A 12,090-nucleotide genomic window follows, 5' to 3' on the forward strand; every position below is an offset into this window, starting at 1 on the left:
AAGTCGTGGTTGGCCGGGTCGTAGGAGATGTTGCCGGTGCCGTCCTGCTTCTCGATGCCGCCGATCCGGTGCTCCAGCCCCGGCGTGCCCGGCACGGCCCACGGGCGGGCCAGCGTCTGCGGGTCGCGCTTGTACGGCCAGAACACCTCCGTGCCGTCGGCCTGCGTGTGGTTCGGGCCGGTGGCGAAGGGGGTGCGCAGGTCCGGCAGGCCGTTCACCTCGGGGATCCGCCAGGGCTCGGAGCCGTTGGCGAGGTAGCCGTCGGAGAGCAGGAAGACCGGCGTGCGGTACGTCAGCGCGATCCGCGCCGCTTCCAGGGCCGCGTCGAAGCAGTCGGCCGGCGTCCTCGGCGCCACGACCGGCACCGGCGCCTCGCCGTTGCGGCCGTACATGGCCTGCAGCAGGTCGGCCTGCTCGGTCTTGGTCGGCAGGCCGGTGGAAGGGCCGCCGCGCTGGATGTCGACGATCAGCAGCGGCAGCTCCAGCGAGACCGCCAGCCCGATCGTCTCGGACTTCAGCGCCACACCGGGGCCGGAGGTGGTGGTGACGGCCAGCGAGCCCCCGAAGGCGGCGCCGAGCGCGGCGCCGATGCCGGCGATCTCGTCCTCGGCCTGGAACGTGCGCACGCCGAAGTTCTTGTGCTTCGACAGCTCGTGGAGGATGTCGGAGGCCGGGGTGATCGGGTACGAGCCCAGGTACAGCGGCAGCTCGGCCTGGCGCGCGGCGGCGATCAGCCCGTACGACAGGGCCAGGTTCCCGGAGATGTTGCGGTACGTGCCGGTCGGGAAGGCGCGGGTGGCGGGGGCGACCTCGTAGGAGACGGCGAAGTCCTCGGTGGTCTCGCCGAAGTTCCAGCCCGCCCGGAACGCGGCCACGTTCGCCTCGGCGATCTGCGGCTTCTTCGCGAACTTCTGCCGCAGGAAACTCTCCGTGCCCTCCGTCGGCCGGTGATACATCCACGACAGCAGCCCGAGCGCGAACATGTTCTTCGAGCGCTCGGCCTCCTTGCGCGACAGGCCGAACTCCTTCAGCGCCTCGATCGTCAGCGTCGTCAGCGGCACCGGGTGGACGCGGTAGCCGTCCAGCGACCCGTCCTCCAGCGGCGAGGTCGCGTAGCCGACCTTCGCCATCGCCCGCTTGGCGAACTCGTCGGTGTTCACGATGATCTCGCCGCCCCGCGGCACGTCCCCGATGTTCGCCTTCAGAGCCGCCGGGTTCATCGCGACCAGCACGTTCGGCGCGTCGCCGGGGGTCAGGATGTCGTGGTCGGCGAAATGCAGCTGGAACGACGACACGCCCGGCAGCGTCCCGGCAGGCGCACGGATCTCCGCCGGGAAGTTCGGCAGCGTCGACAGGTCGTTCCCGAACGACGCCGTCTCCGAGGTGAACCGGTCACCCGTCAGCTGCATCCCGTCACCCGAGTCACCCGCGAACCGGATGATCACCCGATCGAGACGGCGGACTTCCTTCTCCGTGCCGTGGCGGGCCTCCGCCGGGGCGCTGCGCTGCTCCCCGAGCAGGGCCTCGCCGGCCTCGCTACTGACCTGGCTGGTCACTTACTGGACCTCCCTAGCGGCAAGCGGGACTCTTCGCCCACCCTACGACTGCGGGGTGTGCGGTCCCGGGGATTCTCACATGGTGGGCCTCGGTCTGAGATGCCCTTACGTCCTGCGTTGTCCCGTTCTGCGCCTACCCGGATTGCTCCGGAACGCGCCATTCCGACTCGTTCTTCCGTCCTAGGACCCCCGGCTCCCGGAGGGTCCACATCTGACAGGGTGTCAGAAGATCAAGGTTGCGCGGCTCACCGGAGCCGCCCCGGCGCGCTCACGACCTGAGGTACGTCAGCACCGCGAGCACCCGGCGGTGGTCGCCCTCGCTCGGCGACAGGCCCAGCTTCAGGAAGATGTTCCCGATGTGCTTCTCGACCGCCCCGTCGCTCACCACCAGCTGCCGGGCGATCGCCGAGTTCGTCCGGCCCTCCGCCATCAGACCCAGGACCTCCCGCTCGCGCGGCGTCAGGTGCGCCAGCACGTCCTGCTGCCGGCTCCGCCCGAGCAGCTGCTGCACGACCTCCGGGTCCAGGGCCGTACCCCCCTGCGCCACCCGCACCACGGCCTCCGTGAACTCCCGGACCTCCGCGACCCGGTCCTTCAGCAGATAGCCCACCCCGCGCGTCGAACCGGCCAGCAGTTCGGTGGCGTACTGCTCCTCGACGTACTGCGACAGCACCAGCACCCCGAGCCGCGGATACTCGGCGCGCAGCCGCACCGCCGCCCGTACCCCCTCGTCCGTGTGGGTCGGCGGCATCCGCACGTCCGCCACCACCACGTCCGGCAGCGCGCCCGCCTCCGCCAGCTCCGCCACCGTCTTCACCAGCGCGTCGCCGTCCCCGACCCCCGCGACGACCTCGTGGCCCCGGTCCGTCAGCAGGCGGGTCAGTCCCTCGCGCAACAGCACCGAGTCCTCGGCGATCACCACACGCACCCGGTCCGCCACCTCAGCCACACCCACGCCCGCTGCCCCCATGTCCCTGCTCGGCTCCTCGCGACCCGGTCGGTGTCGCGTGATCAGCATCGCAGGAATGGGCGTGCGAAGGGGGGCCGCCCGAAAGGCAGCCCCCACATTGCCGGAAACATGCCGGGACCGAACGGCCCCCGGCCCGCGGCGCCCCGCCGCACGGCACCCCGCCGGGGCGGCCCGACGGGGTGCCCCGACGCTCACCCCCGCCAGGGCAGCTCCGCCGTCACCGTCGTCGGACCGCCCGCCGGCGAGTCCACCGCCAGCACGCCGTCCACCGACCGCAGCCGCTCCGCCAGCCCCGCCAGCCCCGCGCCGCGCGCCGGGTCCGCGCCGCCCCTGCCGTCGTCCCGGACCTGCAGCATCAGCCGGTCCTCCGACCGCCACACGTCCACCGACGCGCGCCGCGCCGCCGCGTGCCGCTCCACGTTCCGCAGCAGCTCCACGACCGTGAAGTAGGCCAGGCCCTCGATCGCCGGCACCGGCCGCCCGGGCAGCTCCACCGTCACCGCCACCGGCACCGGGCAGCGCGCCGCCACCGCCGACAGCGCCGCGTCCAGACCCCGGTCGGTCAGCACCGCCGGATGGATGCCCCGCGCCAGGTCCCGCAGCTCCTTCAGCGCCAGCTTCACCTCGCCGTGCGCCTCGTCCACCAGCACCGCCGCCGCGCCCGGGTCCCGCGACAGCGTCTCCTTCGCCAGCCCCAGGTCCAGCGCCAGCGACGCCAGCCGCGCCTGCGGCCCGTCGTGCAGCTCCCGCTCGATCCGCCGCAGGTCCGCCGCCGCCGTGTCCACGGCCGCGCCCCGGTCCGACTCCAGCTCCGTCACCCGCTCCGCCAGCCGCCCCGGCCCCAGCAGCCCCGCCACCAGGACCCGGTCCACCGCCGCGAGACCCCGCACCACCGGCGGCCACGCCAGCACCACCAGCAGCCCGACCGCGCAGGTCACGCCCACCTCGAACGGCGAGTCGACGTACAGGGCCCGCTGCTCGTCCCCGTAGATCTGGATCCCGTCCTGGCTCAGGTACGCCGGGAACACCCACCGCCACAGCGGATACGTGAACAGGCCCCAGCCGACCGAGAAGACCGTCACTGACACGACGAACGAGAACACCGCCCACGGGAAGTGCACCAGCGCGTACAGCAGGTGCCGCCACGAGGCCCCGCTCCGCAGCATCGCCGCCATCCACGAGAACGGCCCGCCCGTCCGCCCGCGCACCGGCTCCGACGCCGGCACGTCCACCCCGAGCAGCCCCCGCACCCGGGCCCGCTCCACCGCCCCGAACCCCCGGCTCACCGCCAGCGCCGCCGCCAGCACCGGCACCCCGAGGAAGGTGATCAGCAGCCCGGCGCCCGCCGCCGTCAGCGACACCGCCAGCGAGAACGCCACCACGCTCAGCGGCAGCCCCACCAGCGTGAACAGGAAGGCCCGCCAGGTACGCCCCTGGAACGGGGCCCGGAGGGCGGAGGGAACGAGCTGCGCGGCCATCAGGACGTCCTTCACCGAGGAGGAGAGAGAAAGAGAAACCGGGAACCAGGAACCGGGAACCGGGAACCGGGTCCCGGACACGACTCCAGGGTTCCGTCCGGCACCCCCGCCGCACCATGAGGCGGGTCGGCGTCTCCCGAGGGGGGATATCCCCACCCCGGGCCGGCGGGCGGACGCTCAGCCCCGCCGGTCCCGCCACGGCAGCTCGGCCGTCACCGTCGTCGGGCCGCCCTCCGGCGACTCCACGACCAGCAGGCCGTCCACGGCGCCCAGCCGCTCCGCCAGACCGGCCAGCCCCGTGCCGCCGCCCAGCCGGGCGCCGCCCACGCCGTCGTCCCGCACCTGGAGCAGCAGCCGGTCCTCCGCCCGCCACACCTCCACCGACGCCGACCGGGCCCGGGCGTGCTTGGACACGTTCTGCAGCAGCTCGGAGACCGTGAAGTACGCGATCCCCTCGATCGCCTCCGCCGGCCGCTCGTCCAGGTCGACGCTCACCGCCGCCGGCACCGTGCACCGCCCGGCCAGCGACGCCAGCGCCGCCCCCAGGCCCCGGTCGGTCAGCACCGCCGGATGGATGCCCCGCGCCAGGTCCCGCAGCTCCTGGAGGGCCAGCTTCACCTCGCCGTGCGCCTCCGCGACCATCGCCGCCGCCGCGTCCGGATCCTCGTGCAGCTTCTCCTTCGCCAGGCCGAGACCCATCGCCAGCGCCACCAGGCGTGCCTGCGCACCGTCGTGCAGGTCCCGCTCGATCCGCCGCAGGTCCGCCGCCGCCGTGTCCACCACCACGCCCCGGTCCGACTCCAGCTCGGCGATCCGCCGCTCCAGCTCGTCCGACGGCGACAGCAGCCCCCGCACCATGCCCCGGTCCGCCGCCGCCAGGCCCCGCGCGATGAACGGCAGCACCGGCCACAGCGCCACCAGCGACACCAGCGTCACCGAGAAGGTCAGCACCCCCCAGGGCAGCCGGATCAGCCCGTACAGCTGCGTCCGCCACGCCACCGGGTCCTTCAGCCGCGTCCACAGCCACGGCAGCGCCCCGCCGCCCCGCGGCAGCCGCGACGGCTCGGCCACCTCCACGTCCAGCAGCCCGCGCGCCCGCGCCCGCTCCGACCGCCCGATCCCGCGCGCGCCCGCCAGGCCCGCCGCCAGCAGCGGCAGCCCGACCACGGTCACCGACAGGGCGACCCCGACCGCCACGGACGTGACGGCGTAGACGAAGCCCACGAGGGCGGCGGGCAGGTTCAGCAGCAGGAAGGAGATCTCCTTCCAGGTCTCCTTCCCGTACGCGGTCCGCCGCCGCGCGGGCGGGTCCACGGCCGCGACGGCGGGGTCCACGGCCGCGGCGGCGGGGACGGGGGAGCTCGGGTGATCAGCGGTCATGCCCCCAGCCTGCCGCCCCCCGGTCCCTCCCGGCCATGGGGGAGGTGGGTGTCGGCCCCGGGGGATAACCCCACCCGCGGCCCGGACCACCCCACCCGTGGCTGCTTACGCTCCTTTTAGCAGGGCCTAGACTCGCGTGCGTGAAAACGGCGGCGAGGGACTGAGGGGCGGCGGACGTGCGGGAACCGACCGTGATCGCGGCGGACTATTTCGATACGTACTCCGTCGTCGGCCTGCTCGCCGTCGTCGGCGTGCTCTTCGTGGCGGTCGCCTTCGGCGCCGGCCGGCTGCTTCGGCCCGTCGTGCCGACCCCCGAGAAACTGCTCACCTACGAGTGCGGCGTCGACCCCGTGGGGGAGGGCTGGGCCCACACCCAGGTCCGCTACTACGTCTACGCCTTCCTCTACGTGATCTTCGCGGTCGACTCGATCTTCCTCTTCCCCTGGGCGACGGTCTTCGCCGCGCCCGGCTACGGCGCCACCACCCTCGTCGAGATGTTCGTCTTCCTCGGCTTCCTGGCCGTCGGCCTGCTGTACGCGTACAAGAAGGGCGTCCTGGCATGGACGTAACACCCGCATCCGAGGGGAGCGCCGTGCCCCTGCCCGCCCCGAAGCTGGGCACGCTCTCCCGCCTCGCCCCCGAGCCCATGAAGGTGGTCCTGAACTGGGGCCGCCGCTACAGCCTGTGGGTCTTCAACTTCGGCCTCGCCTGCTGCGCGATCGAGTTCATCGCCGCGTCCATGGCCCGCCACGATTTCATCCGCCTCGGCGTGATCCCCTTCGCGCCCGGCCCCCGCCAGGCCGACCTGATGATCGTCTCCGGCACCGTCACCGACAAGATGGCCCCGGCCGTCAAGCGCCTGTACGAGCAGATGCCCGAACCGAAGTACGTCATCTCCTTCGGCGCCTGCTCCAACTGCGGCGGGCCCTACTGGGACTCGTACAGCGTCACCAAGGGCGTCGACCAGATCATCCCCGTCGACGTGTACGTCCCCGGCTGCCCGCCCCGCCCCGAGGCGCTCCTCCAGGGCATCCTCAAGCTCCAGGAGAAGATCGCCCGCGAGAACCTGGGCGAGCGGTACGGCACGACGGCACCGGCCTCGGTCGCCCAGCTCACCAGCCCGCTGGTCACCCCGCCGCCGGGAGGCGACGACCGATGAACCGCTACGACTCCCTCCCCGAAGCGGTGACGGACCTGTTCGGCGACGAGGCGGCGGCCGAGCGGGCGTACGACCTGCTGACCGTCGACGTCCCCGTCACGGAATGGCTCGACGCGCTGCGGACCGCCCGCGACGAGCTGGGCTGCACCTACTTCGACTGGCTCAGCGCGGTCGACGAGCCCGGCACCGGCTTCCGGGTCTGCGCCCACGTCGCCGCCGTCGGTGACGGCGTCCCGCGCCGGCTGCTGCTGCGCACCACCGTGCCGCACGACGCGCCCGCGCTGCCCACGGCGACCGGCGTGTTCGCGGGCGCGGCCTGGCACGAGCGCGAGACGCACGAGATGTTCGGCGTCGTCTTCGAGGGCCACCCGAACCTCACGCCGCTGCTGCTCCCCGAGAACTTCGAGGGCCACCCGCTCCGCAAGGACTTCGTCCTCGCCGCCCGCGTCGCCAAGGCGTGGCCGGGCGCCAAGGAGCCGGGCGAGTCGCACGACGGCGGCCCCAAGCGGCGCCAGATGCTGCCGCCGGGCGTCCCCGACCCCAACGAGTGGGGCCCCCTCAAGGGCCAGCTCCCCCCGGCCCCGGACCGCCCCGCCCGCGGCGCCGCCGACCGCCCCCGCCGCGCCCGCACCACCGCGGAGGGCTCGGCCACCCAGGACGCCCCGGTCCGCCGCACCCGCACGGCGTCGGCGGGCTCCGCGAGCCAGACCGCCCCGGCGGCGCCCGCGGCCCCGGACGCCCCCGAGGCGCCCGCCCGCCCGCCCCGCCGCACCCGCTCCGCCGCGGACGGCTCCGCGAGCCAGACACCCCCGGAGACCCCCGGGACCCCGCCGACCCCGGCACCCGGCGAAGCCCCGGCGGCCCGCCCCCGCCGGACGCGCTCGGCGTCGGAGGGCTCGGCGAGCCAGACGACCCCGGCGACCTCCGGGACCCCGGAGACCCCGGCGGCCCCCCGCCCGGCGCCGCGCACCCGCAGCGCGGACGCCCCCTGGCACCACGCCCGCCCAGCCTTCGACGACCCGCCAGAGACGAAGCCCGAGCCGCGACCCGACCCCGCCCCCGCGCCCGAGCCCAAGACCGACCCCGCCCCCCAGACCGACCCCGACCCCGACCCCGCCGGAGGCGATCCGCGTGACTGACGCACTCGACGTCGCCGTCCGGCTGCTGCTCGTCTTCGCCGCGTTCCTCGTGCTGCCGCTCGTCGTCGGCCAGACCGAGCACAAGGTGATGGCCCACATGCAGGGCCGGCTCGGACCCATGTACGCGGGCGGCTTCCACGGCTGGGCGCAGCTCGTCGCGGACGGCGTGAAGTTCGCGCAGAAGGAGGACGTCGTCCCGAAGGACGCCGACCGCCGGGTCTTCCAGCTCGCGCCGGCCGTCGCCCTCCTCCCGTACCTCCTCGTCCTCGTTGCGATCCCGGTCGCACCGGGCTCCGTGGGTGCGGTCGTCGACGCCGGCGTCTTCTTCGTGCTCGCCGTCATGGGCGTCGGCGTGCTCGGCAGCCTGATGGCCGGCTGGGCGTCCGCCAACAAGTTCTCGCTGCTCGGCGGCCTGCGGACGGCCGCCCAGCTGCTCGCGTACGAGCTGCCGATGCTGCTCGCCGCCGCGTCCGTCGCGATGGCCGCCGGCACCGTCTCCCTCACCGGCGTCCTCGACGCCTTCGAGTGGTGGTGGGTGCCGTGGCAGATCGTCGGCGCGCTGGTCTTCTTCGTCGCGGGCCTCGCCGAACTGCAGCGCCCGCCGTTCGACATGCCGGTCGCCGACTCGGAGATCATCTTCGGCGCGTACACCGAGTACACCGGCCTCCGCTTCGCGCTGTTCCTGCTCGCCGAGTACGCCGGCATCGTCGTCCTCTGCGGCCTCACCACCGTCCTCTTCCTCGGTGGCTGGCACGGCCCCGGCGGCGCGGACGGCCTCGGCTGGCTGTGGACACTGCTGAAGACCGCCGTCCTGGCCTTCGTCGTCATCTGGCTGCGGGTGAGCTACCCCCGGCTCCGCGAGGACCAGCTCCAGAAGCTGGCCTGGACGACCCTCGTCCCGCTCGCCCTGGCGCAGATCGCGCTCACCGGCATCGTGAAGGTGGCGATCCAGTAATGCCCCCGATCCCCGGCTCCGGCCTCGCCAAGGGCCTCGCCGTCACCCTCCGCACCATGACGCGCAGGAGCGTCACCGCGCAGTACCCGGACGCGCAGCCCGAGCTGCCGCCCCGGTCGCGCGGCGTGATCGGGCTGTTCGAGGAGAACTGCACGGTCTGCATGCTGTGCGCCCGCGAGTGCCCCGACTGGTGCATCTACATCGACTCCCACAAGGAGACGGTGCCGGCCGCCGTCCCCGGCGGGCGCGAGCGCAGCCGGAACGTCCTCGACCGCTTCGCCATCGACTTCTCCCTCTGCATGTACTGCGGGATCTGCATCGAGGTGTGCCCCTTCGACGCCCTCTTCTGGTCGCCGGAGTTCGAGTACGCCGAGACCGACATCCTGGAGCTCACCCACGAGCGCGACAAGCTCCGCGCGTGGATGTGGACCGTCCCCGAGCCGCCCGCGCTCGACCCGGCGGCCGAGGAGCCCAAGGAGATCGCCGCCGCCCGGAAGGCCGCCGAGAAGGCCGCCGCCCAGGCCGCGGCCGAGGCCCGCCGGCAGCAGGAGGGCGACGCGTGAACCTCGCCGCCCAGACCGCCCCCGGCTTCCTGTCGCCCACCGGCGTCGAGATCGCCTTCGTCCTCGTCGGCCTCGTCACCCTCGGCGCCGCGATCGTCTCCGTCACCACGAAGCAGCTCGTGCACGCCGCGCTCTGGCTCGTCGTCGCGCTCGGCGGCCTCGCCGTCGAGTACCTGCTGCTGACCGCCGAGTTCATCGCCTGGGTCCAGGTGCTGATCTACGTCGGCTCCGTCGTCGTCCTGCTGCTCTTCGGGCTCATGCTCACCAAGGCGCCCATCGGCCGCTCCCCGGACGCCGACTCCGGCAACCGTCCGGTCGCCCTGGCCGTCGCCGGCGCCGCCGCGGCGGCACTCGTCTGGGTGGTCGTGGACGCCTTCCGCACCACCTGGATCGAGCTGGACGGACCCGCGCAGGGCTCCACGGGAGTGACCGGCGAGATCCTGTTCCGGCACTGGGTGCTGCCCTTCGAGGCGCTCTCGGTGCTGTTGCTCGCCGCCCTGGTCGGCGCCATCGTCCTGTCCCGCAAGAAGCCGGAAGGGGAGCGGGACTGATGCACCTCGCCTACCCCGCCGTCCTCGCCGCGCTCCTCTTCTGCGTCGGCCTGTACGGCGTCCTCGCCCGCCGCAACGCGATCCTGGTCCTGATGTCGGTCGAGCTGATGCTCAACGCCGTCAACCTCAACCTGGTCGCCTTCGACGTCTGGCTCCGCGACGCCCTCCACGCCGGCCAGGCCCTCACCCTCTTCACCATCGCCATCGCCGCCGCCGAGATCGGCATCGGCCTCGCGATCGTCCTCATGGTGTACCGCAACAGCCGCACCTCGGACGTCGACCGCCTCCGCGACACGGCGGAGACCCGGCACGGCGCCGACGCGACCGACGCGACCGACGAGAAGGCCGAGGCCGCCGCGTGACCACCACGACCCTCGCCGTCCTCGTCCCCGTCCTGCCCTTCCTCGGCGCCGCCGCCGGACTCGCCGTCGGCCGCGCCGCACCCGGCTTCGTCCGCCCGCTCGCCGTCCTCCCGACGCTCGCCGCCGCCGTCCTCGCCGTCCTCGTCGCGGTCCGCCAGGGCGGGAACACCGTCATCGAGGCGGCCACCGAGCTCACGCCGACCGGCTCCGTCCCGATCACGCTCGGCGTCCACATCGACGGCTTCGCCGCCCTCGTCGCGGTCCTCGTCGGCGTCGTCGCGACCTGCGTGCAGATCTACTCGACCGGCTACCTCCGCGACGACCCGCGCTACCCCTCGTACGCGGCCCTCGTCTCCCTCTTCACCGCCGCGATGCTCCTCGTCGTCTACTCCGGCGACCTCATGGTGCTGCTGGTCGGCTGGGAGATCATGGGCATCTGCTCGTACTTCCTCGTCGGGCACTACTGGGAGACCCCCGAGGCGCGCTCCGCGTCCCTGAAGGCGTTCCTCGTCACCAAGCTCGGCGACGTCCCCTTCCTCTTCGGGCTCTTCGCGCTCGCCGCCGACGCCGGCACCTTCCGCATCGACGGCATCCTGTCGACCGTCGCGAGCGGCGGCCTCGACCACCCGACCGTGGTGGCGCTGCTGCTCCTCGCCGGCGTCGCGGGCAAGTCCGCGCAGTTCCCGCTGCACACCTGGCTCCCGGACGCCATGGCCGGCCCGACCCCGGTCTCCGCGCTCATCCACGCCGCCACCATGGTCGCCGCCGGCGTCTACTTCGTCGCCCGGCTGCTGCCGGTCTTCGCCGCCTCCGCCGCCGCGCTGACCGTCCTCGCCGTGACGGCCGCCGTCACCATGGTCGGCTCGGCGCTCGCCGCGCTCGCCCAGGACGACATCAAGCGGGTCCTCGCCTACTCGACGATCGGCCAGCTCGGCTACATGGCCGGCGCGCTCGCCGTCGGCGACCGGGGCGCCGCCGTCTTCCACCTCCTGTCGCACGCCGCCTTCAAGGCGCTGCTGTTCCTCGCCGCCGGCGCGGTCATCCACGCCGCCGGCACCAACTCGCTCACCGCCATGTCCCGGATGGGCGGCCTGGCGAAGCGGATCCCCGACGCGTACTGGACGATGACCGTCGCCCTCCTCGCGCTCGCCGCGATCCCGCCGTTCGCCGGCTTCTTCTCCAAGGAGGCCGTCCTGGTCGCCGCCGAGCACACCGCGCTCGGCGACCGCCCCGGCATCCCGTCCGGGGCCGGCTGGACCGTCCTCGCCGCCGGCCTGCTGACCGCCCTCCTCACCGCCGCGTACGCGCTCCGCCTCTGGCTCCGCGCCTTCCGGGGGAGGGGCGCCGAGGCCCCGGACCACGGCCGCCAGCCGATCGCCATGACGAGCGTCCTGTGGATCCTCGCGATCCCCTCCCTCGGCTTCGGTCTGAGCGCGCTCGTCCTCGACGACTGGTTCGACGGCGAGAGCCTGCTGCCGACCCTCACCACCGCCGTCCTCGGCACCGGCCTCGCCGTCGCCGGCGGCGCCGTCACCTACGCCGTCTGGCGGACCGTGTCCGCCAGGGCCGTACCCGTGCCGGCGGCCCCGCACGTCGCCCACCCGGACGCCGACGCCGGCCTGGTCGAGGCCGAGGCGCTGCACCTGCCGCACCCCGCCGAGGACCCGGCCGACCCCGGCCGCGTCCTCCTCGGCCCGCTGTACGGCCCGGCCGCCGCCGGCTTCCACCTGGACGCCCTCTACACCAAGGTCTTCGTCCGCCCGGTGCTCGGCGCCGCCTCCCTGGTCCGCTTCCTGGACCGCGAGGTCGTCGACACGTACGTGCGCGGCGCCGCCGGCACCGCCCAGGGCCTCGGCCGGCTCGTCCGCCGCGCCCAGACCGGCAACGCGCAGACCTACCTCAGCGCCCTGCTCGCCGGCTCCGTCGTCCTGGCGATCGCCGCCGTCGCCCTCGCCAACGCCTTCGCCGGAGCGTGAG

12 protein-coding genes are annotated in these 12,090 nt (G+C 73.9%); 8 read left to right on the forward strand and 4 right to left on the reverse strand.

Features of this window, described 5'->3' with window-relative positions:
- The 4 genes from ACFVQZ_RS32360 to ACFVQZ_RS32375 all read right to left on the reverse strand — a co-directional run.
- The coding region (locus ACFVQZ_RS32360; RefSeq protein WP_383628348.1) for a 2-oxoacid:acceptor oxidoreductase subunit alpha at positions 1-1,556 on the reverse strand (1,556 nt) is incomplete at its 3' end.
- A 268-nt stretch (positions 1,557-1,824) separates the two neighbouring features.
- Positions 1,825-2,484: a response regulator transcription factor gene (locus tag ACFVQZ_RS32365; protein ID WP_321193579.1), complete on the reverse strand. Its 660-nt coding sequence runs from the start codon at positions 2,482-2,484 to the stop codon at positions 1,825-1,827.
- 233 nt (positions 2,485-2,717) lie between these two features.
- Complete coding sequence (locus ACFVQZ_RS32370; protein WP_383628350.1) at positions 2,718-4,004, reverse strand: sensor histidine kinase; 1,287 nt, start codon at positions 4,002-4,004, stop codon at positions 2,718-2,720.
- Between the two features lie 177 nt (positions 4,005-4,181).
- A complete protein-coding gene (locus ACFVQZ_RS32375) occupies positions 4,182-5,384 on the reverse strand; it encodes a sensor histidine kinase (protein WP_081959736.1) in 1,203 nt (400 codons plus the stop codon).
- Positions 5,385-5,560: 176 nt separating this feature from the next.
- Here ACFVQZ_RS32375 and ACFVQZ_RS32380 point away from each other — a divergent pair, with 176 nt between their 5' ends.
- Genes ACFVQZ_RS32380 through ACFVQZ_RS32415 form a run of 8 tightly spaced genes read left to right on the forward strand, consistent with a single transcriptional unit; the run spans position 5,561 to position 12,089 of the window.
- Positions 5,561-5,953 carry an NADH-quinone oxidoreductase subunit A gene (locus ACFVQZ_RS32380; RefSeq protein WP_030498740.1) on the forward strand — a complete coding sequence of 131 codons (393 nt, stop codon included), beginning with the start codon at positions 5,561-5,563 and terminating at the stop codon, positions 5,951-5,953.
- Complete coding sequence (locus ACFVQZ_RS32385) at positions 5,944-6,543, forward strand: NADH-quinone oxidoreductase subunit B (protein ID WP_383628352.1); 600 nt, start codon at positions 5,944-5,946, stop codon at positions 6,541-6,543. Before ACFVQZ_RS32380 ends, ACFVQZ_RS32385 begins: the two co-directional genes overlap by 10 nt.
- Entirely contained in the window at positions 6,540-7,682 is a 1,143-nt protein-coding gene (locus ACFVQZ_RS32390; RefSeq protein WP_383628354.1) for an NADH-quinone oxidoreductase subunit C, read from the forward strand. The genes ACFVQZ_RS32385 and ACFVQZ_RS32390 overlap by 4 nt, the downstream gene beginning before the upstream one ends.
- Positions 7,675-8,637 (forward strand): complex I subunit 1 family protein, encoded by a 963-nt coding sequence (locus tag ACFVQZ_RS32395; protein ID WP_030494189.1) that lies wholly within the window; start codon positions 7,675-7,677, stop codon positions 8,635-8,637. The genes ACFVQZ_RS32390 and ACFVQZ_RS32395 overlap by 8 nt, the downstream gene beginning before the upstream one ends.
- Complete coding sequence (locus ACFVQZ_RS32400) at positions 8,637-9,200, forward strand: NuoI/complex I 23 kDa subunit family protein (protein WP_383628357.1); 564 nt, start codon at positions 8,637-8,639, stop codon at positions 9,198-9,200. The genes ACFVQZ_RS32395 and ACFVQZ_RS32400 overlap by 1 nt, the downstream gene beginning before the upstream one ends.
- Positions 9,197-9,751: an NADH-quinone oxidoreductase subunit J gene (locus ACFVQZ_RS32405; RefSeq protein ID WP_030494191.1), complete on the forward strand. Its 555-nt coding sequence runs from the start codon at positions 9,197-9,199 to the stop codon at positions 9,749-9,751. The genes ACFVQZ_RS32400 and ACFVQZ_RS32405 overlap by 4 nt, the downstream gene beginning before the upstream one ends.
- Positions 9,751-10,113: an NADH-quinone oxidoreductase subunit NuoK gene (gene nuoK, locus ACFVQZ_RS32410; RefSeq protein ID WP_030494192.1), complete on the forward strand. Its 363-nt coding sequence runs from the start codon at positions 9,751-9,753 to the stop codon at positions 10,111-10,113. The genes ACFVQZ_RS32405 and nuoK overlap by 1 nt, the downstream gene beginning before the upstream one ends.
- Positions 10,110-12,089, forward strand: a complete 1,980-nt coding sequence (locus ACFVQZ_RS32415; RefSeq protein ID WP_383628360.1) for an NADH-quinone oxidoreductase subunit L — start codon at positions 10,110-10,112, stop codon at positions 12,087-12,089. Before nuoK ends, ACFVQZ_RS32415 begins: the two co-directional genes overlap by 4 nt.
- Position 12,090: the final 1 nt, after the last annotated feature.

The organism is Streptomyces sp. NPDC057854 (genome assembly GCF_042797055.1).
Taxonomy (GTDB): Bacteria; Actinomycetota; Actinomycetes; order Streptomycetales; family Streptomycetaceae; genus Streptomyces.

Excerpts from the sequence above, each read along its gene's own strand:
- ACFVQZ_RS32370 (WP_383628350.1), bottom strand. The coding sequence starts at position 4,004 with ATGGCCGCGCAGCTCGTTCCCTCCGCCCTCCGGGCCCCGTTCCAGGGG.
- ACFVQZ_RS32400 (WP_383628357.1), top strand. The coding sequence starts at position 8,637 with ATGCCCCCGATCCCCGGCTCCGGCCTCGCCAAGGGCCTCGCCGTCACC.
- nuoK (WP_030494192.1), top strand. The coding sequence starts at position 9,751 with ATGCACCTCGCCTACCCCGCCGTCCTCGCCGCGCTCCTCTTCTGCGTC.
- ACFVQZ_RS32390 (WP_383628354.1), top strand. The coding sequence starts at position 6,540 with ATGAACCGCTACGACTCCCTCCCCGAAGCGGTGACGGACCTGTTCGGC.
- ACFVQZ_RS32385 (WP_383628352.1), top strand. The coding sequence starts at position 5,944 with ATGGACGTAACACCCGCATCCGAGGGGAGCGCCGTGCCCCTGCCCGCC.
- ACFVQZ_RS32375 (WP_081959736.1), bottom strand. The coding sequence starts at position 5,384 with ATGACCGCTGATCACCCGAGCTCCCCCGTCCCCGCCGCCGCGGCCGTG.